General features: G+C 57.7%; 29 protein-coding genes. All 29 read right to left on the bottom strand.

The window, feature by feature from the left end; all coding sequences use genetic code 11:
• Positions 1 to 15: 15 nt before the first annotated feature.
• Complete coding sequence (bfr, locus tag BLR94_RS15185; protein ID WP_084307106.1) at positions 16 to 480, bottom strand: bacterioferritin; 465 nt, start codon at positions 478 to 480, stop codon at positions 16 to 18.
• Between the two features lie 143 nt (positions 481 to 623).
• Positions 624 to 2,915 (bottom strand): catalase/peroxidase HPI, encoded by a 2,292-nt coding sequence (gene katG / locus BLR94_RS15180; protein ID WP_084307108.1) that lies wholly within the window; start codon positions 2,913 to 2,915, stop codon positions 624 to 626.
• A gap of 173 nt (positions 2,916 to 3,088) precedes the next feature.
• Positions 3,089 to 3,475 (bottom strand): 50S ribosomal protein L17, encoded by a 387-nt coding sequence (gene rplQ, locus BLR94_RS15175; protein WP_042552930.1) that lies wholly within the window; start codon positions 3,473 to 3,475, stop codon positions 3,089 to 3,091.
• Positions 3,476 to 3,518: 43 nt separating this feature from the next.
• The gene (locus tag BLR94_RS15170; protein ID WP_042552931.1) at positions 3,519 to 4,520 is read right to left on the bottom strand and encodes a DNA-directed RNA polymerase subunit alpha; all 1,002 of its coding nucleotides are present in this window, start codon (positions 4,518 to 4,520) and stop codon (positions 3,519 to 3,521) included.
• A gap of 22 nt (positions 4,521 to 4,542) precedes the next feature.
• The gene (gene rpsD / locus BLR94_RS15165; RefSeq protein ID WP_084307110.1) at positions 4,543 to 5,163 is read right to left on the bottom strand and encodes a 30S ribosomal protein S4; all 621 of its coding nucleotides are present in this window, start codon (positions 5,161 to 5,163) and stop codon (positions 4,543 to 4,545) included.
• Between the two features lie 17 nt (positions 5,164 to 5,180).
• On the bottom strand, positions 5,181 to 5,570 hold the full coding sequence (gene rpsK, locus BLR94_RS15160) for a 30S ribosomal protein S11 (RefSeq protein ID WP_013789773.1): 390 nt from the start codon (positions 5,568 to 5,570) through the stop codon (positions 5,181 to 5,183).
• A 30-nt stretch (positions 5,571 to 5,600) separates the two neighbouring features.
• Positions 5,601 to 5,957: a 30S ribosomal protein S13 gene (rpsM, locus tag BLR94_RS15155; protein WP_010487012.1), complete on the bottom strand. Its 357-nt coding sequence runs from the start codon at positions 5,955 to 5,957 to the stop codon at positions 5,601 to 5,603.
• Between the two features lie 131 nt (positions 5,958 to 6,088).
• Positions 6,089 to 6,205, bottom strand: coding sequence for a 50S ribosomal protein L36 (rpmJ, locus tag BLR94_RS15150; RefSeq protein WP_002555468.1), 117 nt, complete (start codon positions 6,203 to 6,205; stop codon positions 6,089 to 6,091).
• Between the two features lie 28 nt (positions 6,206 to 6,233).
• Positions 6,234 to 7,562: a preprotein translocase subunit SecY gene (gene secY / locus BLR94_RS15145; RefSeq protein WP_042552933.1), complete on the bottom strand. Its 1,329-nt coding sequence runs from the start codon at positions 7,560 to 7,562 to the stop codon at positions 6,234 to 6,236.
• Positions 7,563 to 7,997 carry a 50S ribosomal protein L15 gene (gene rplO / locus BLR94_RS15140; protein ID WP_013789770.1) on the bottom strand — a complete coding sequence of 145 codons (435 nt, stop codon included), beginning with the start codon at positions 7,995 to 7,997 and terminating at the stop codon, positions 7,563 to 7,565.
• A gap of 3 nt (positions 7,998 to 8,000) precedes the next feature.
• Positions 8,001 to 8,180 (bottom strand): 50S ribosomal protein L30, encoded by a 180-nt coding sequence (gene rpmD / locus BLR94_RS15135; RefSeq protein WP_013789769.1) that lies wholly within the window; start codon positions 8,178 to 8,180, stop codon positions 8,001 to 8,003.
• A 2-nt stretch (positions 8,181 to 8,182) separates the two neighbouring features.
• Positions 8,183 to 8,683, bottom strand: coding sequence for a 30S ribosomal protein S5 (gene rpsE / locus BLR94_RS15130; RefSeq protein WP_013789768.1), 501 nt, complete (start codon positions 8,681 to 8,683; stop codon positions 8,183 to 8,185).
• A 3-nt stretch (positions 8,684 to 8,686) separates the two neighbouring features.
• A complete protein-coding gene (gene rplR / locus BLR94_RS15125; protein ID WP_042552934.1) occupies positions 8,687 to 9,037 on the bottom strand; it encodes a 50S ribosomal protein L18 in 351 nt (116 codons plus the stop codon).
• Between the two features lie 11 nt (positions 9,038 to 9,048).
• Positions 9,049 to 9,582 (bottom strand): 50S ribosomal protein L6, encoded by a 534-nt coding sequence (rplF, locus tag BLR94_RS15120; RefSeq protein ID WP_042552935.1) that lies wholly within the window; start codon positions 9,580 to 9,582, stop codon positions 9,049 to 9,051.
• A gap of 12 nt (positions 9,583 to 9,594) precedes the next feature.
• Positions 9,595 to 9,987: a 30S ribosomal protein S8 gene (gene rpsH / locus BLR94_RS15115; RefSeq protein WP_013789766.1), complete on the bottom strand. Its 393-nt coding sequence runs from the start codon at positions 9,985 to 9,987 to the stop codon at positions 9,595 to 9,597.
• 184 nt (positions 9,988 to 10,171) lie between these two features.
• Positions 10,172 to 10,477, bottom strand: coding sequence for a 30S ribosomal protein S14 (gene rpsN, locus BLR94_RS15110; protein WP_042552936.1), 306 nt, complete (start codon positions 10,475 to 10,477; stop codon positions 10,172 to 10,174).
• Positions 10,478 to 10,490: 13 nt separating this feature from the next.
• A complete protein-coding gene (gene rplE / locus BLR94_RS15105; RefSeq protein WP_084307114.1) occupies positions 10,491 to 11,030 on the bottom strand; it encodes a 50S ribosomal protein L5 in 540 nt (179 codons plus the stop codon).
• Positions 11,031 to 11,049: 19 nt separating this feature from the next.
• The gene (gene rplX, locus BLR94_RS15100; protein ID WP_042552938.1) at positions 11,050 to 11,364 is read right to left on the bottom strand and encodes a 50S ribosomal protein L24; all 315 of its coding nucleotides are present in this window, start codon (positions 11,362 to 11,364) and stop codon (positions 11,050 to 11,052) included.
• An 11-nt stretch (positions 11,365 to 11,375) separates the two neighbouring features.
• Positions 11,376 to 11,744, bottom strand: a complete 369-nt coding sequence (gene rplN, locus BLR94_RS15095; RefSeq protein ID WP_002555479.1) for a 50S ribosomal protein L14 — start codon at positions 11,742 to 11,744, stop codon at positions 11,376 to 11,378.
• 23 nt (positions 11,745 to 11,767) lie between these two features.
• Positions 11,768 to 12,034, bottom strand: coding sequence for a 30S ribosomal protein S17 (rpsQ, locus tag BLR94_RS15090; protein ID WP_023534981.1), 267 nt, complete (start codon positions 12,032 to 12,034; stop codon positions 11,768 to 11,770).
• A 2-nt stretch (positions 12,035 to 12,036) separates the two neighbouring features.
• On the bottom strand, positions 12,037 to 12,228 hold the full coding sequence (gene rpmC, locus BLR94_RS15085) for a 50S ribosomal protein L29 (RefSeq protein WP_002555481.1): 192 nt from the start codon (positions 12,226 to 12,228) through the stop codon (positions 12,037 to 12,039).
• Positions 12,228 to 12,641 carry a 50S ribosomal protein L16 gene (gene rplP / locus BLR94_RS15080; protein WP_042552939.1) on the bottom strand — a complete coding sequence of 138 codons (414 nt, stop codon included), beginning with the start codon at positions 12,639 to 12,641 and terminating at the stop codon, positions 12,228 to 12,230. Before rplP ends, rpmC begins: the two co-directional genes overlap by 1 nt.
• A gap of 12 nt (positions 12,642 to 12,653) precedes the next feature.
• Complete coding sequence (gene rpsC, locus BLR94_RS15075; RefSeq protein WP_070882613.1) at positions 12,654 to 13,340, bottom strand: 30S ribosomal protein S3; 687 nt, start codon at positions 13,338 to 13,340, stop codon at positions 12,654 to 12,656.
• A 13-nt stretch (positions 13,341 to 13,353) separates the two neighbouring features.
• Positions 13,354 to 13,686, bottom strand: coding sequence for a 50S ribosomal protein L22 (rplV, locus tag BLR94_RS15070; RefSeq protein ID WP_003210077.1), 333 nt, complete (start codon positions 13,684 to 13,686; stop codon positions 13,354 to 13,356).
• 11 nt (positions 13,687 to 13,697) lie between these two features.
• A complete protein-coding gene (rpsS, locus tag BLR94_RS15065; RefSeq protein WP_013789761.1) occupies positions 13,698 to 13,973 on the bottom strand; it encodes a 30S ribosomal protein S19 in 276 nt (91 codons plus the stop codon).
• 16 nt (positions 13,974 to 13,989) lie between these two features.
• Positions 13,990 to 14,814, bottom strand: coding sequence for a 50S ribosomal protein L2 (gene rplB, locus BLR94_RS15060; RefSeq protein WP_084307116.1), 825 nt, complete (start codon positions 14,812 to 14,814; stop codon positions 13,990 to 13,992).
• Positions 14,815 to 14,828: 14 nt separating this feature from the next.
• Complete coding sequence (gene rplW / locus BLR94_RS15055) at positions 14,829 to 15,131, bottom strand: 50S ribosomal protein L23 (protein WP_084307118.1); 303 nt, start codon at positions 15,129 to 15,131, stop codon at positions 14,829 to 14,831.
• Positions 15,128 to 15,730 carry a 50S ribosomal protein L4 gene (gene rplD / locus BLR94_RS15050; protein WP_084307120.1) on the bottom strand — a complete coding sequence of 201 codons (603 nt, stop codon included), beginning with the start codon at positions 15,728 to 15,730 and terminating at the stop codon, positions 15,128 to 15,130. Before rplD ends, rplW begins: the two co-directional genes overlap by 4 nt.
• A 12-nt stretch (positions 15,731 to 15,742) precedes the next feature.
• On the bottom strand, positions 15,743 to 16,378 hold the full coding sequence (rplC, locus tag BLR94_RS15045; protein WP_013789757.1) for a 50S ribosomal protein L3: 636 nt from the start codon (positions 16,376 to 16,378) through the stop codon (positions 15,743 to 15,745).
• Positions 16,379 to 16,397: the final 19 nt, after the last annotated feature.

The raw sequence follows: 16,397 nt of genomic DNA, 5'->3' as shown, positions 1-16,397 counted from the left end.
TTTTTGCTGCGATTCTTACATCTGGCCCTGCAGGTACTTTTCCAGGCCCAGCTTGCCGATCAGTTGCAGCTGAATCTCCAGCCAGTAGGCGTGATCTTCCTCGGTATCCTTGAGCTGCAGCAGCAGAATATCGCGGCTCTGATAATCCTGGTGGCGCTCGCACAGCTCGATGCCTTTGCTCAACGCTGCACGCACCTGATACTCGAGAGCCAGGTCCAGCTTCAGCGCATCGGGCACTGTCTGGCCGAAGGTGAAGGCATCAGGGACCATGTCCGGCACGCCTTCGAGGAAGATGATGCGCTTGAGCAGCGCGTCGGCGTGCTGCGTCTCCTCTTCCATCTCGTGATTGATGCGCTCGTAGAGCTTGGTAAAACCCCAGTCCTCGTATAGACGCGAGTGGATGAAGTACTGATCGCGGGCTGCCAGCTCCCCTTTCAACAGGGTTTTGAGGTAGTCGATGACTTCGATATGGCCCTTCATGCGGGGAAATCCTTGGTGCAGCGGATGGAATAGGTGAATGCTCGACCCATCATCCGTCGCGGTCAAGTAAAAAGCACAACGCCCCCGTTAGGAGGCGTTGGTTACCGCGACTCACCAGGCCGGACGCAAGCGCCCGGAGAGAATCAGGCGAGGTCGAAGCGGTCGAGGTTCATGACCTTGGTCCAGGCAGCCACGAAGTCCTCGATGAAGCGGGCATCGGTGCTGGCATAGACCTCGGCCTGGGCGCGCAGGATGGCGTTGGAGCCAAATACCAGATCGACACGCGTGCCGGTCCACTTCACCTCACCGCTCTGGCGATCACGCCCCTCGTACAGGTTGTCGTCGCCTGGCACTGCCTTCCACGCCGTCCCCATGTCGAGCAGGTTGACGAAGAAGTCATTGCTCAGCGCTCCCGGCCTGTCGGTGAACACCCCGTGGCCAGCACCACCAACGTTGATATTGATCGAACGCAGTCCACCGATCAGCACGGTCAATTCCGGCGCGGTCAAGGTCAGCAGCTGTGCCTTGTCGATCAGCAACGCTTCGGCAGGTACGCTGTAGCGGCCCTTGAGGTAGTTGCGGAAACCGTCGGCGATCGGTTCGAGCACGGCGAAGGACTCGACATCGGTCTGCTCCTGCGAGGCATCCGCCCGCCCGGCCGAAAACGGCACGCTTACCACGTGGCCGGCCTTGCTGGCGGCCTGCTCGATACCGGCATTACCGGCCAGCACGATCAGATCGGCCAGGCTCACCTGCTTGCCACCGGTGGCGGTACGGTTGAACTCGCCACGGATGCCCTCGAGCGTCGCCAGCACCTTGGCCAGTTGCTCGGGCTGGTTGGCGGCCCAATCCTTTTGCGGCGCGAGGCGCAGACGTGCACCGTTGGCACCGCCGCGCTTGTCGGATCCACGGAAAGTCGAAGCCGAGGCCCAGGCCGCGCCGACCAGTTCGGAGACCGACAGACCGGAGGCCAGCACCTGGGCCTTGAGCCCGGAGACGTCAGCATCGTCGATCAACGGGTGGTGAACGGCCGGCAGCGGGTCTTGCCAGAGCAGGTCTTCCTTCGGTACTTCCGGCCCCAGATAGCGCGACTTCGGACCTAGGTCACGGTGAGTCAGCTTGAACCAGGCGCGGGCGAATGCTTCGGCGAATGCCTGCGGGTTATCCAGGAAACGCCGCGAGATCTTCTCGTAAGCAGGATCCACGCGCAGCGACAGGTCGGTGGTCAACATGGTCGGCAGCCGCTTCTTCGAGGGATCGTGGGCATCGGGGATGATCGCATCGGCCCCCTTGGCCACCCACTGATGAGCGCCTGCCGGGCTCTTGGTCAGTTCCCACTCGAACTTGAACAGGTTCTCGAAGAAATTGTTGCTCCACTGCGCAGGCGTGGTCGTCCAGGTCACCTCCAAGCCGCTGGTGATCGCATCGCCGGCCTTGCCGCTACCAAACGAACTCGTCCAGCCCAGGCCCTGCTCCTCGAGACCGGCGGCCTCGGGCTCGGCACCGACGTTGTCCGCCGGACCGGCACCATGGGTCTTGCCGAAGGTATGGCCGCCAGCGATCAGTGCAACGGTCTCTTCGTCGTTCATGGCCATGCGCGCGAACGTCTCGCGAATGTCATGGGCCGCCGCGAGCGGATCGGGATTGCCCTCCGGGCCTTCCGGGTTGACGTAGATCAGCCCCATCTGCACGGCAGCAAGCGGATTCTCAAGGTTGCGCCCCTGGCTGTCGGTGCGATCCTGTTCCTGGCCATGCAGGTCTTCGTCTGCCACGATCACGCCCGTATCGCCAGGACTGCCGGCCGCGCCCTTGCCGTAGCGGTTATCGCCGCCCAGCCAGGTCTTCTCGGTACCCCAGTACACGTCCTGATCCGGTTCCCATGTGTCCTGGCGCCCGCCGGCGAAGCCGAAAGTCCGGAAGCCCATGGTCTCCAGAGCGACATTGCCGGTGAGTACCAGCAGGTCGGCCCAGGAAATCTTCTGACCGTACTTCTGCTTGATCGGCCACAGCAGGCGACGCGACTTGTCGATATTGACGTTGTCCGGCCAGCTGTTGAGCGGCGCAAAACGCTGCTGCCCACGCCCGGCGCCGCCGCGGCCGTCGCCGGTACGGTAGGTGCCAGCGGCGTGCCAGGCCATGCGGATGAATTGCGGGCCATAGTGGCCGAAGTCTGCTGGCCACCAGTCCTGCGAGTCGGTCATCAACGTACGCAAATCTTTCTTCAGCGCTTCGTAATCCAGCGACTCAAAGGCCTCGGCATAGTTGAACGTCTCGCCCAACGGGTTGGACTTGGAGGAATGCTGGTGCAGCAGGTCGACACGCAACTGGTTCGGCCACCAGTCGCGGTTGCTGGTGCCGCCACCAGCGGTATGCTTCGGCTTTGCTCCAGAAGCGCTTCCCGAGAAAGGGCATTTGCCTTCGGTCTTCTCACTCATCGTCTATCTCCTTACCAGGCATTATCAGTTCCCGACTGAGCGGGATTGGCATTGAGTATCGACGAGCGGTAGCGAACTAACAAATGAATAACAGCTTACAGAGTGATAGTTTTTAACTAAAAATGAGTCATAAAAAAACCGGGCCTGAGCCCGGTTCTTCCTGTAACGATGCCTTACTCGGCAGCTTCTACTGCGCCGCCGACCGGGCGGTCGACCAGCTCAACATAAGCCATCGGGGCATTGTCACCAGCGCGGAAACCGCACTTGAGGATGCGCAGGTAACCGCCCTGACGGGTGGCGTAGCGCTTGCCCAGATCGTTGAACAGCTTGCCAACGATAGCTTTCGAACGCGTACGGTCGAAAGCCAGACGACGATTGGCAACGCTATCTTCTTTAGCCAGGGTGATCAGCGGCTCGGCAACGCGGCGCAGTTCCTTGGCTTTCGGCAGAGTAGTTTTGATCAGCTCATGCTCGAACAGCGATACCGCCATGTTTTGAAACATGGCCTTGCGGTGAGCGCTGGTGCGGCTGAGGTGACGGCCACTTTTACGATGACGCATGGTTCAATTCCTTACCAAACTTCACGTTCGGTGATGATGACGATCAGGCAGTCGCCTTATCGTCTTTCTTCAGACTTGCCGGCGGCCAGTTGTCGAGGCGCATACCGAGGGACAGACCGCGGGAAGCCAGAACGTCCTTGATTTCAGTCAGGGATTTCTTGCCCAGGTTCGGCGTTTTCAACAGTTCCACTTCAGTTCGCTGGATCAGGTCACCGATGTAGTAGATGTTTTCTGCCTTGAGGCAGTTGGCCGAACGAACGGTCAGTTCCAGGTCATCAACCGGACGAAGCAGGATCGGGTCGATCTCGTCTTCCTGTTCGATCACGACGGGCTCGCTGTCACCTTTGAGGTCGACGAATGCAGCCAGCTGCTGTTGCAGGATGGTTGCAGCACGGCGGATGGCCTCTTCAGGATCCAGGGTACCGTTGGTCTCGAGGTCGATAACCAGTTTGTCCAGGTTGGTACGCTGCTCGACACGAGCGTTTTCCACCACGTATGACACGCGACGCACCGGGCTGAAGGAAGAGTCGAGCTGCAAGCGACCAATGCTGCGGCTTTCGTCTTCATCACTCTGGCGCGAATCAGCTGGCTCATAGCCGCGACCACGAGCCACGACGAGCTTCATGTTCAGCGCGCCATTGGAGGCCAGGTTGGCGATAACGTGGTCGCCGTTGACGATTTCAACATCATGATCCAGCTGAATATCGGCAGCGGTTACGACGCCAGAGCCCTTCTTCGCCAGAGTCAGTGTAACTTCGTCTCGACCGTGCAGCTTGATTGCCAGACCTTTAAGGTTGAGCAGGATTTCAATGACATCTTCCTGAACACCTTCGATGGCGCTGTACTCATGGAGTACACCGTCAATCTCGGCCTCGACTACTGCACAGCCAGGCATGGAGGACAACAGGATGCGACGCAGCGCGTTGCCCAGGGTATGGCCGAAACCGCGCTCGAGAGGCTCGAGCGTGATCTTGGCGCGGGTCGGACTGACCACCTGCACATCGATGTGGCGGGGGGTCAGGAACTCATTTACCGAAATCTGCATGGATGCACCTATTTTCTAGCCCTTACTTGGAGTAGAGCTCGACAATCAGGCTTTCGTTGATGTCAGCGGAGAGATCACCGCGAGCCGGGACGCTTTTGAACACGCCAGACTTCTTCTCGGTATCTACATCTACCCATTCAACGCGGCCACGCTGGGCACACAGCTCGAGAGCTTGAACGATGCGCAGCTGATTCTTCGATTTCTCACGAACTGCAACGACGTCGCCGGCCTTAACCTGGAACGACGGAACGTTTACGGTTTTACCGTTGACGCTGATTGCCTTGTGCGAAACCAGCTGACGGGACTCGGCGCGGGTGGCACCGAAGCCCATACGGTAAACAACGTTGTCCAGACGGCATTCGAGCAATTGCAGCAGGTTCTCACCAGTAGCGCCCTTCTTGCCGGCAGCTTCTTTGTAGTAACCGCTGAACTGACGCTCGAGGACGCCATAGATACGACGAACTTTTTGCTTCTCGCGCAGCTGGGTGCCGTAGTCGGACTGACGGCCACGGCGCTGGCCGTGAATACCTGGGGCTGCTTCGATGTTGCACTTCGATTCCAGAGCGCGAACGCCGCTTTTCAGGAAAAGATCAGTGCCTTCACGACGAGACAGTTTGCATTTGGGACCAATGTAACGAGCCATTTCTCACTGTCTCCTGATTACACGCGACGCTTCTTCGAAGGACGGCACCCGTTATGCGGGATGGGCGTCACATCGGTGATGCTGGCGATCTTGTAACCGCAACCGTTAAGCGCACGGACTGCGGACTCACGACCCGGACCTGGGCCCTTGACGTTGACGTCGAGGTTCTTCAGGCCGTATTCCAGCGCAGCTTGACCAGCACGCTCAGCAGCCACCTGGGCAGCGAACGGGGTGGACTTGCGAGAACCGCGGAAACCCGAACCACCGGAGGTAGCCCAGGACAGGGCGTTACCTTGACGGTCGGTGATGGTCACGATGGTGTTGTTGAAAGAAGCGTGGATGTGGGCGATGCCATCAACCACCGTCTTCTTGACTTTCTTACGAGTACGAGCAGCAGGTTTTGCCATGACTAGATTCCTGTCGATTCGCGAACGCGATTACTTGCGGATCGGCTTACGCGGGCCCTTGCGGGTGCGCGCGTTGGTCTTGGTACGCTGACCGCGAACCGGGAGGCCGCGACGATGGCGCAGACCGCGGTAGCAGCCCAGATCCATCAAGCGCTTGATTTTCATGTTCACTTCACGGCGCAGATCACCTTCGGTATTCACCTTGGCGACTTCACCACGCAGCTGCTCGATCTGCTCGTCAGAGAGATCCTTGATCTTCGCTGCCGGATTCACACCGGTAGCTGCACAGATTTTCTGTGCGGTGGTGCGACCGACACCAAAGATGTAGGTCAGCGAGATAACAGTGTGCTTGTTATCCGGAATGTTAACGCCTGCAATACGGGCCATTCAGTGGAACTCCAATTGACAGCTACCTACGCCCCGGAAGCCAAGAAATGGGGCGCGAGATATTATCGCTGTAGAAACAAATAATCAACCCGGCAGCGCACTAGCTGCCGGGCTTATAGCTTCGATCACACTCAGCCTTGGCGCTGTTTGTGACGCGGTTCCGCGCTGCAAATCACTCGCACAACACCTTCACGGCGAATAATTTTGCAGTTACGGCACAGTTTTTTCACCGATGCACGAACTTTCATCACCAACTCCTCGAACCTTATGGACACTTCAGCGGAGCATGCCGCTGCCGTAGCCCTTCAGGTTGGCTTTCTTCATCAGGGATTCGTACTGGTGCGAAACGAGGTGCGATTGTACTTGGGACATGAAGTCCATCACAACCACTACCACGATCAGCAACGAGGTCCCGCCAAGGTAGAACGGTACGTTGGCCGCCACCACCAGGAACTGGGGCAACAAGCACACGGCCGTCATGTACAGAGCACCGAACATGGTCAAGCGAGTCAGAACGCCATCGATATAGCGTGCAGACTGCTCACCGGGACGGATACCCGGAATAAAGGCACCGGACTTCTTCAGGTTTTCCGCTACGTCTTTCGGGTTGAACATCAGTGCTGTGTAGAAGAAGCAGAAGAACACGATTCCTGCACTAAACAGCAAAATGTTCAACGGCTGACCAGGAGCGATAGCCTGCGAAATATCCTGCAGCCAGCCCATACCTTCGGACTGACCAAACCAGGCACCCAGCGAGGCCGGGAACAACAGAAGGCTGCTGGCGAAGATGGCCGGGATAACGCCCGCCATGTTCACCTTCAACGGCAAGTGGCTGGTCTGCGCAGCGAAGACCTTGCGACCCTGCTGACGCTTGGCGTAGTGCACCGCAATGCGACGCTGGCCACGCTCAATGAACACCACGAAACCGATAATCGCTACTGCCAGCAAACCGATGGCGATGAGAGCGAAGATATTGATATCGCCCTGACGAGCAGACTCGAAAGACTGCCCGATTGCCGACGGCAGACCGGCTACGATGCCCGCAAAAATCAGCATCGAAATACCGTTGCCAACACCACGCTCGGTGATCTGCTCGCCCAACCACATCATGAACATCGCACCCGCCACGAAGGTGGTGACCGCAACGAAGTGGAAGCCGAAATCGACCGAAAACGCTACACCCTGACTCGCCAGACCAACGGACATGCCGATGGCCTGGACGAACGCCAGGATCAAGGTGCCGTAGCGGGTGTATTGACTGATCTTGCGACGACCAGCCTCACCTTCCTTCTTCAACTGTTCCAGCTGCGGGCTGACGGCAGTCATCAGTTGCATGATGATCGATGCCGAAATATACGGCATGATCCCCAGCGCAAAGATACTCATCCGCTCCAGCGCGCCGCCGGAAAACATGTTGAACAAGCTAAGAATGGTCCCCTCATTCTGTCGGAACAGATCAGCCAGACGATCCGGGTTTATGCCTGGAACTGGGATATGCGCACCGATTCGATAGACGATGATCGCCATGAACAGAAAGCGCAGACGAGCCCAGAGCTCGGACAACCCGCCACCAGCCAGCGCAGAGAGAGCACCTTGCTTAGCCATTTATTCCTCGAACTTACCGCCAGCTGCTTCGATAGCCGCGCGCGCACCTTTGGTGGCGGCGATACCTTTAAGGGTGACCGCACGAGTAATCTCACCGGACAGCATGACTTTCACACGCTGTACGTTTTGATTAATCAGGTTGGCATCCTTCAGCGCCTGCAGAGTAACTACGTCGCCTTCGATCTTGTTCAGCTCGGACGTACGCACTTCTGCGCGATCCATAGCTTTCAGAGACACGAAACCGAACTTGGGAAGACGACGGTGCAGAGGCTGCTGGCCGCCTTCGAAACCCGGAGCAATGGTGCCACCGGAGCGGGAGGTCTGACCTTTGTGGCCACGGCCACCGGTCTTGCCCAAACCACTACCGATACCACGGCCCGGACGGTGCTTCTCGCGGCGGGAACCCGGCGCTGGACTCAAATCGTTCAGGTACATGGATCAACCCTCCACACGGAGAAGGTAATAAGCCTTGTTGATCATGCCGCGGTTTTCCGGAGTATCCAGAACTTCGACGGTATGATTGATGCGACGCAGGCCGAGACCCTTGACGCAGGCTTTATGATTGGCCAGACGGCCATTGGTGCTCTTGATCAGAGTCACTTTGACGGTGTTAGCCATGGTTAGAGAATCTCCTCGACACTCTTGCCACGCTTGGCTGCAACCGAATCCGGAGACTGCATAGCCTTCAGACCTTTGAAAGTGGCATGAACCACGTTCACAGGGTTGGTAGAGCCGTAGCACTTGGCCAGAACGTTCTGAACACCAGCGACTTCCAGGACGGCACGCATGGCGCCACCAGCGATGATGCCGGTACCTTCGGAAGCAGGCTGCATGTACACCTTCGAAGCGCCATGGGCGGATTTCATGGCGTACTGCAGGGTGGTGCCGTTCAGATCAACTTGGATCATGTTGCGACGAGCAGCTTCCATAGCCTTCTGGATGGCAGCCGGCACTTCACGGGACTTGCCACGGCCGAAACCTACACGCCCCTTACCATCACCTACCACGGTCAACGCGGTGAAGGTGAAGATACGGCCGCCTTTGACGGTCTTGGCAACGCGGTTCACCTGAACCAGCTTCTCGATATAGCCTTCGTCGCGCTTTTGGTCGTTATTTGCCATAACTTAGAACTCCAGCCCGCCTTCACGAGCAGCATCAGCCAGCGCCTTGACGCGGCCGTGGTACTTGAAGCCAGAACGGTCGAATGCAACCTGAGTCACACCAGCGGCTTTCGCGCGCTCGGCAACCAGCTCACCAACTTTCTTGGCCGCGTCGACGTTGCCAGTGGCGCTGTCACGCAGTGCTTTGTCCAAGGTAGAGGCGCTGGCCAGAACCTTGCTGCCGTCGGCCGAGATGACCTGGGCATAGATGTGCTGCGAAGAGCGATACACGCAGAGACGCACGGCTTCGAGTTCGTGCATTTTCAGGCGTGCTTTGCGAGCGCGACGCAGACGAGTAACTTTTTTGTCGGTCATTTCCTAGCCCCTTACTTCTTCTTGGCTTCTTTACGGCGGACGACTTCGTCAGCGTAACGAACACCTTTGCCCTTGTAAGGTTCAGGACGGCGGAAGTCACGAATCTCCGCAGCAACCTGACCAACCAGCTGCTTGTCGACACCCTTGATCAGGATCTCGGTCTGGTTCGGGGTTTCGGCCACCACGCCTTCCGGCAGTTGGTAGTCGATAGGGTGAGAGAAGCCCAACGCCAGATTGAGAACCTGGCCCTTGGCCTGTGCCTTGTAACCAACACCGACCAGCTGGAGCTTGCGCTCGAAGCCTTGGCTTACGCCGATGACCATGTTGTTAACCAGTGCACGGGTAGTACCGGCCATCGCACGAGTCTGCTGGTCGCCGTTGCGAGCAGCGAAACGCAGCTCACCGGATTCCTGCAGCACTTCAACGGACGAGTGAACGTTCAGTTCCAGAGTACCCTTGGCACCCTTCACCGAAAGCTGCTGACCGGCGAGTTTGATCTCTACACCAGCAGGCAGCTTGACGGGGTTCTTAGCAACGCGAGACATGCTTATCCCCCCTTAGAACACAGTGCAAAGCACTTCGCCGCCGACACCGGCAGCGCGCGCAGCGCGGTCCGTCATCACACCTTTGTTGGTGGAGACGATGGAAACACCGAGACCGCCGCGAACTTTCGGCAGGTCATCGACGGATTTGTACTGGCGAAGGCCGGGACGGCTGACGCGCTTGACTTCTTCGATAACCGGACGGCCTTCGAAGTACTTCAGCTCGATGGACAGCTGCGGCTTTGCTTCGCCGCTGATCTGATAACCCGCAATATAACCTTCGTCTTTCAGAACTTTGGCTACAGCCACCTTCAGGGTAGAAGAAGGCATGCTTACGACGGACTTTTCAGCCATCTGGGCATTACGGATACGAGTTAGCATGTCCGCTAACGGGTCCTGCATACTCATGGGCTAGACGCTCCTGATACAAAAAGAATTAGCCTCTCGGCTAAGAATCACCAGCGCTCACGGAAATCCGGGCTCAGGCGAGCCGGGCATTCTAGAGACTGATCAAAAATGAATCAAGCCCCAAAAGGGGCTTGATTCACATTGCTTGTCCGCCGGAGCTGACTCCGGCGTTTACCGCAGCGGCTTACCAGCTGGCTTTGACCAGACCTGGTACGTCGCCACGCATGGCTGCTTCACGCAGCTTGATGCGCGACAGACCGAACTTGCGGAAGACACCGTGCGGGCGGCCGGTGATACGGCAGCGGTTGCGCAGGCGCGAGGCGCTGGCATCACGGGGTTGCTTCTGCAGGGCGACCTGGGCTTCCCAACGCGCTTCCGGAGAGGTTTCCGGATTAACGATGGTAGCTTTCAGCTCGGCACGCTTTTTGGCGTACTTGGCAACCGTGCGCTGACGCTTCAGCTCGCGGTTTTTCATGCTCGTCTTGGCCATGTTCCTACTCCAATCAGTTGCGGAACGGGAATTTGAAAGCACGCAGCAGAGCGCGGCCTTCGTCATCCGTACGGGCAGTGGTGGTCAGGGTGATGTCCAGACCACGCAGCGCATCGATCTTGTCGTAATCGATTTCCGGGAAGATGATCTGCTCTTTCACGCCCATGCTGTAGTTGCCACGGCCATCGAAGGACTTGGCATTCAGACCGCGGAAGTCACGCACGCGCGGCAGGGAGATGGACAGCAGACGATCCAGGAACTCGTACATACGCTCGCGACGCAGAGTGACCTTGACGCCGATCGGCCAGCCCTCACGAACCTTGAAACCAGCGATCGATTTGCGGGCATAAGTCACGACGACTTTCTGACCGGTGATCTTCTCGAGATCGGCAACGGCGTGTTCGATGATCTTCTTGTCACCGATCGCTTCGCCCAGGCCCATGTTCAGGGTGATCTTGGTGATGCGCGGAACTTCCATCACGTTACCCAGCCTCAGGTCTTCCTTCAGCTTGGGGGCGATTTCCTTCCGGTAAATCTCTTTCAGTCGTGCCATGGTGTTTTACCTATGATTCTCAAGCGCCAACCGGCTTCTGGGTGGACTTGAAGACACGAATTTTCTTGCCGTCTTCGACTTTGAAACCAACGCGATCAGCCTTGTTGGTTTCGCCATTGAAAATGGCAACGTTGGAAGCGTGCAGTGGCGCTTCTTTCTCGACGATACCGCCTTGAACGCCCGACATCGGGTTCGGCTTGGTATGACGCTTCACCAGGTTGATGCCACCGACGACCAGACGGTCGTCAGCGAGAACCTTGAGCACCTTACCGCGCTTACCTTTGTCTTTGCCGGCGATCACGATGATCTCGTCATCACGACGAATCTTTTGCATGTCGGATCTCCTTAAAGCACTTCAGGGGCGAGCGAGACGATCTTCATGAACTTCTCGGTACGCAGCTCGCGGGTCACTGGCCCGAAGATACGAGTACCGATCGGCTCTTGCTTGTTGTTCAGCAGAACAGCAGCGTTGCCGTCGAAGCGGATGATCGAACCGTCGGCACGACGAACGCCGTGACGGGTGCGAACGACCACTGCGGTCATGACCTGACCTTTCTTCACTTTACCGCGCGGAATTGCTTCCTTGACGGTGACCTTGATGATGTCGCCGATGCCAGCGTAGCGGCGATGCGAGCCACCCAGCACCTTGATGCACATGACGCGGCGTGCACCACTGTTGTCGGCCACATCGAGCATGGATTGAGTCTGAATCATATAATTTCTCCGACCCCTAGTCCTTAGACTTCCACTGCGCGTTCGAGAACTTCAACCAGCGCCCAAGACTTGGTCTTGGCCAGCGGACGCGTTTCGGTAATCGAAACCTTGTCGCCGATCTTGCACTGATTGGTTTCGTCGTGAGCGTGCAGCTTGGTCGAACGCTTGACATATTTACCGTAGATCGGGTGCTTGACGCGACGCTCGATCAGAACGGTGATGGTCTTGTCCATCTTGTCGCTGACAACACGGCCGGTCAGCGTACGGACTGTTTTTTCGGCTTCAGCCATGATCACTTACCTGCCTGCTGGTTGAGCACAGTTTTCACACGAGCGATGTCGCGTTTAACTTGCGAGAGCAGGTGAGACTGCCCCAACTGGCCAGTTGCTTTCTGCATGCGCAGATTGAACTGGTCGCGCAGCAGGCCGAGCAGTTGCTCGTTCAGCTGCTGTGCTGATTTTTCACGAAGTTCATTCGCCTTCATCACATCACCGTCCGCTTAACAAAAGTGGTGGCGAGCGGCAGCTTTGCAGCAGCCAGGGCGAAAGCCTCACGCGCCAACTCTTCGGAAACGCCTTCGATCTCGTACAGGACTTTGCCTGGCTGGATCTGGGCTACCCAATACTCGACGCTACCCTTCCCTTTACCCATCCGCACTTCGAGAGGCTTCTTGGTAACAGGCTTGTCGGGGAACACGCGAATCCAGATCTTCCCGCCACGCTTGACGTGACGAGTCAGAGCACGACGAGCGGACTCGATCTGACGGGCGGTGAGACGACCGCGGGCAACGGACTTCAGCGCGAACTCGCCGAAGCTGACTTTGCTACCGCGCTGAGCCAAGCCACGGTTGTGGCCGGTCATCTGCTTGCGGAACTTCGTACGCTTTGGTTGCAACATGTGGCGTACCCCTTACTTAGCAGCTTTTTTACGAGGCGCAGGTGCTTGCGGTTTCAGTTCTTCCTTGAGGCCACCGATGACCTCACCTTTGAAGATCCAAACCTTGACACCGATCACACCGTAAGTGGTGTGCGCTTCGTACGTGGCATAGTCGATATCGGCACGCAGGGTGTGCAACGGCACACGACCTTCGCGATACCATTCGGTCCGTGCGATTTCCGCACCGCCGAGACGACCGCTCACCTGGATTTTGATGCCCTTGGCACCAATACGCATGGCGTTCTGTACAGCGCGCTTCATGGCGCGACGGAACATCACACGACGCTCCAGCTGCTGAGCTACGCTCTGCGCAACCAGCATACCGTCGAGCTCCGGCTTGCGGATCTCTTCGATATTGATGTGCACAGGCACACCCATTTGCTTGGTCAGGTCCTGACGCAGCTTCTCAACATCTTCACCTTTCTTGCCGATAACGATACCGGGACGAGCGGTGTGGATGGTGATGCGTGCGGTTTGGGCCGGACGAGCGATGTCGACACGGCTTACGGACGCGCTTTTTAGTTTGTCGAGGAGATACTCACGCACCTTCAGATCAGCGAACAGGTAGTCCGCATAAGTCCGGCCGTCTGCGTACCAGACGGAGGTGTGTTCCTTGACGATTCCCAGGCGAATGCCAGTGGGATGTACTTTCTGACCCATCTGATCGACTCCGTTACTTGTCCGCAACCTTGACAGTGATATGGCAAGACCGCTTGACGATGCGATCAGCGCGGCCTTTGGCACGCGGCATGATGCGCTTAAGCGAACGCCCCTCGTTGACGAAAACGGTGCTGACCTTCAAGTCATCAACGTCTGCGCCTTCGTTGTGCTCGGCGTTGGCTACAGCCGACTCCAGCACTTTCTTGATGATTTCAGCGGCTTTCTTACTGCTGAAAGCCAGCAGGTTGAGCGCTTCGCCCACCTTCTTCCCGCGAATCTGGTCGGCGACCAAGCGGGCTTTCTGGGCGGAGATGCGAGCGCCCGACAACTTAGCGGCTACTTCCATTTCCTAACCCCTTAACGCTTGGCTTTCTTGTCAGCCACGTGCCCACGATAGGTACGGGTGCCGGCAAATTCGCCCAGTTTGTGGCCGACCATGTCTTCGTTGACGAGAACGGGAACATGTTGACGACCGTTATGCACGGCGATGGTCAGACCGACCATCTGCGGCAGAATCATCGAACGGCGCGACCAGGTTTTCACCGGTTTGCGATCGTTCTTTTCTGCTGCCACTTCGACCTTCTTCAGTAGGTGAAGATCGATAAAAGGACCTTTTTTCAGAGAACGTGGCACTGTCGTATCCCTCTAGTTACTTGCGACGACGGACGATCATGTTGTCGGTGCGTTTGTTACCACGAGTCTTCGCGCCCTTAGTCGGGAAGCCCCATGGAGACACCGGATGACGACCACCAGAGGTACGACCTTCACCACCACCGTGTGGGTGGTCGACCGGGTTCATGGCAACACCACGAACGGTCGGGCGAACGCCACGCCAGCGTTTGGCACCAGCTTTACCCAGCGAACGCAGGCTGTGCTCGGAGTTCGAGACTTCACCCAGGGTCGCACGGCATTCGGCCAGTACTTTACGCATTTCACCACTGCGCAGACGCAGGGTGACGTAGACGCCTTCGCGCGCGATCAACTGAGCCGAAGCACCAGCGGAACGAGCGATTTGAGCACCTTTGCCCGGTTTCAGCTCGATACCGTGAACGGTCGAACCCACCGGAATGTTACGCAGCGGCAGGCTGTTGCCGGCCTTGATCGGCGCCATTGAACCTGCAACCAGCTGATCGCCGGCGCTCACACCTTTCGGCGCGATGATGTAGCGACGCTCACCGTCTGCGTATTTCAGCAGGGCGATGTGCGCGGTACGGTTCGGATCATATTCAACGCGCTCGACAGTGGCTGGAATGCCATCTTTGTCGTTGCGACGGAAATCGACCAGACGATAGTGCTGCTTGTGGCCACCACCGATATGACGGGTGGTGATGCGGCCGTTGTTGTTACGACCGCCAGTCTTCGACTTCTTCTCGAGCAGTGGAGCATGAGGAGCGCCTTTGTGCAGCCCCTGATTGACCACCTTGACCACAAAACGGCGGCCCGGGGAAGTCGGTTTGCATTTAACGATTGCCATGATGCACCCCTTCCTTACTCAGCACTGCTGGTGGCGAAATCGAGATCCTGGCCTGGCTGAAGGGAGATGATCGCCTTCTTCCAGTCGTTACGCTTGCCCAGACCGCGAGCGGTGCGCTTGCTCTTACCCAGAACGTTCTGGGTCGTCACATGCTGAACCTTCACGCTGAACAGGCTTTCGACGGCCTTCTTGATTTCCAGCTTGGTTGCGTCAGTCGCAACCTTGAAAACGAACTGGCTTTTCTTGTCTGCCAGAGTCGTGGCCTTCTCGGAGACGTGCGGGCCAAGCAGCACTTTGAATACGCGTTCCTGGTTCATCCCAGCAGCTCCTCGAATTTCTTCACGGCAGAAACGGTGATCAGCACCTTTTCGTACGCGATCAGACTGACCGGATCGGAACCTTGCACGTCACGAACATCGACATGCGGCAGGTTACGAGCAGCCAGGTACAGATTTTGGTCGACAGCGTCGGAAACGATCAGAACGTCGTTCAGACCCAGACCATTCAGCTTGCCCAGCAGTTCTTTGGTTTTCGGAGCTTCGACAGCGAAGTCTTCGACCACTACCAGACGGTCACTGCGAACCAGCTCAGCAAGAATCGAACGGATCGCAGCGCGATACATCTTCTTGTTCAGCTTCTGATCATGGTTCTGCGGGCGAGCTGCGAAGGTCACGCCACCGCCACGCCAGATCGGACCACGAGTGGTACCGGCACGCGCACGGCCAGTGCCCTTCTGACGCCACGGGCGCTTGCCGCCACCGGAAACGTCAGAACGCGTCTTCTGCTGTTTGCTGCCCTGACGGCCGCCAGCCATGTAGGCTACGACAGCTTGGTGAACCAGGGTCTCGTTGTAGTCGCCACCGAACGTCGCATCGGACACTTCGATCGCTTGAGCGCCATTTACATTTAATTGCATGTCAGCTTCCCCTTAACCGCGAGCCTTGGCAGCCGGACGTACAACCAGGTTGCCGCCAGTAGCGCCAGGAACGGCACCCTTGACCAGCAGCAGGTTGCGTTCAGCATCCACGCGCACTACTTCCAGGGACTGCACAGTCACGCGCTCAGCACCCATGTGACCGGACATTTTCTTGCCCTTGAAGACACGACCCGGCGTCTGGCACTGGCCAATCGAACCCGGAACGCGGTGGGACACGGAGTTACCGTGGGTATTGTCTTGGCCGCGGAAGTTCCAACGCTTGATGGTACCGGCAAAGCCTTTACCTTTGGACTGACCGGTCACGTCGACCAGTTGACCAGCTTGGAAGATTTCAGCGTTGATCAGATCGCCAGCCTGGTAGTCGCCTTCTTCAAGACGGAATTCCAGAACGGTACGACCTGCCGCGACGTTCGCCTTGGCGAAGTGACCGGCTTGCGCCTTGCTGACACGAGAAACACGACGCTCACCGACAGTGACTTGCACTGCACGATAGCCATCGGACTCTTCAGTTTTGAACTGGGTGACGCGATTCGGCTCGATCTCGATGACCGTAACCGGAATGGAGACACCTTCTTCGGTGAAAATACGGGTCATGCCGCATTTACGACCGACTACACCAATAGTCATGTTGTAACCTCATGAGTGT

The organism is Phytopseudomonas flavescens (genome assembly GCF_900100535.1).
Taxonomy (GTDB): domain Bacteria; phylum Pseudomonadota; class Gammaproteobacteria; order Pseudomonadales; family Pseudomonadaceae; genus Aquipseudomonas; species Aquipseudomonas flavescens.
The sequence above is the reverse complement of the archived record's forward strand: the minus strand, read 5'-3'. Positions and strand labels throughout refer to the sequence as shown.

Coding starts and splice junctions, on each gene's coding strand:
- bfr (WP_084307106.1), bottom strand. CDS start 480: ATGAAGGGCCATATCGAAGTCATCGACTACCTCAAAACCCTGTTGAAA.
- katG (WP_084307108.1), bottom strand. CDS start 2,915: ATGAGTGAGAAGACCGAAGGCAAATGCCCTTTCTCGGGAAGCGCTTCT.
- rplQ (WP_042552930.1), bottom strand. CDS start 3,475: ATGCGTCATCGTAAAAGTGGCCGTCACCTCAGCCGCACCAGCGCTCAC.
- BLR94_RS15170 (WP_042552931.1), bottom strand. CDS start 4,520: ATGCAGATTTCGGTAAATGAGTTCCTGACCCCCCGCCACATCGATGTG.
- rpsD (WP_084307110.1), bottom strand. CDS start 5,163: ATGGCTCGTTACATTGGTCCCAAATGCAAACTGTCTCGTCGTGAAGGC.
- rpsK (WP_013789773.1), bottom strand. CDS start 5,570: ATGGCAAAACCTGCTGCTCGTACTCGTAAGAAAGTCAAGAAGACGGTG.
- rpsM (WP_010487012.1), bottom strand. CDS start 5,957: ATGGCCCGTATTGCAGGCGTTAACATTCCGGATAACAAGCACACTGTT.
- rpmJ (WP_002555468.1), bottom strand. CDS start 6,205: ATGAAAGTTCGTGCATCGGTGAAAAAACTGTGCCGTAACTGCAAAATT.
- secY (WP_042552933.1), bottom strand. CDS start 7,562: ATGGCTAAGCAAGGTGCTCTCTCTGCGCTGGCTGGTGGCGGGTTGTCC.
- rplO (WP_013789770.1), bottom strand. CDS start 7,997: ATGTACCTGAACGATTTGAGTCCAGCGCCGGGTTCCCGCCGCGAGAAG.
- rpmD (WP_013789769.1), bottom strand. CDS start 8,180: ATGGCTAACACCGTCAAAGTGACTCTGATCAAGAGCACCAATGGCCGT.
- rpsE (WP_013789768.1), bottom strand. CDS start 8,683: ATGGCAAATAACGACCAAAAGCGCGACGAAGGCTATATCGAGAAGCTG.
- rplR (WP_042552934.1), bottom strand. CDS start 9,037: ATGACCGACAAAAAAGTTACTCGTCTGCGTCGCGCTCGCAAAGCACGC.
- rplF (WP_042552935.1), bottom strand. CDS start 9,582: ATGTCTCGCGTTGCTAAGAACCCCGTCAAGCTGCCTGCTGGTGTAGAG.
- rpsH (WP_013789766.1), bottom strand. CDS start 9,987: ATGAGTATGCAGGACCCGTTAGCGGACATGCTAACTCGTATCCGTAAT.
- rpsN (WP_042552936.1), bottom strand. CDS start 10,477: ATGGCCAAGACGAGCATGAAAAACCGCGAGCTGAAGCGTCAGCGCACG.
- rplE (WP_084307114.1), bottom strand. CDS start 11,030: ATGGCACGACTGAAAGAGATTTACCGGAAGGAAATCGCCCCCAAGCTG.
- rplX (WP_042552938.1), bottom strand. CDS start 11,364: ATGCAAAAGATTCGTCGTGATGACGAGATCATCGTGATCGCCGGCAAA.
- rplN (WP_002555479.1), bottom strand. CDS start 11,744: ATGATTCAGACTCAATCCATGCTCGATGTGGCCGACAACAGTGGTGCA.
- rpsQ (WP_023534981.1), bottom strand. CDS start 12,034: ATGGCTGAAGCCGAAAAAACAGTCCGTACGCTGACCGGCCGTGTTGTC.
- rpmC (WP_002555481.1), bottom strand. CDS start 12,228: ATGAAGGCGAATGAACTTCGTGAAAAATCAGCACAGCAGCTGAACGAG.
- rplP (WP_042552939.1), bottom strand. CDS start 12,641: ATGTTGCAACCAAAGCGTACGAAGTTCCGCAAGCAGATGACCGGCCAC.
- rpsC (WP_070882613.1), bottom strand. CDS start 13,340: ATGGGTCAGAAAGTACATCCCACTGGCATTCGCCTGGGAATCGTCAAG.
- rplV (WP_003210077.1), bottom strand. CDS start 13,686: ATGGAAGTAGCCGCTAAGTTGTCGGGCGCTCGCATCTCCGCCCAGAAA.
- rplB (WP_084307116.1), bottom strand. CDS start 14,814: ATGGCAATCGTTAAATGCAAACCGACTTCCCCGGGCCGCCGTTTTGTG.
- rplW (WP_084307118.1), bottom strand. CDS start 15,131: ATGAACCAGGAACGCGTATTCAAAGTGCTGCTTGGCCCGCACGTCTCC.
- rplD (WP_084307120.1), bottom strand. CDS start 15,730: ATGCAATTAAATGTAAATGGCGCTCAAGCGATCGAAGTGTCCGATGCG.
- rplC (WP_013789757.1), bottom strand. CDS start 16,378: ATGACTATTGGTGTAGTCGGTCGTAAATGCGGCATGACCCGTATTTTC.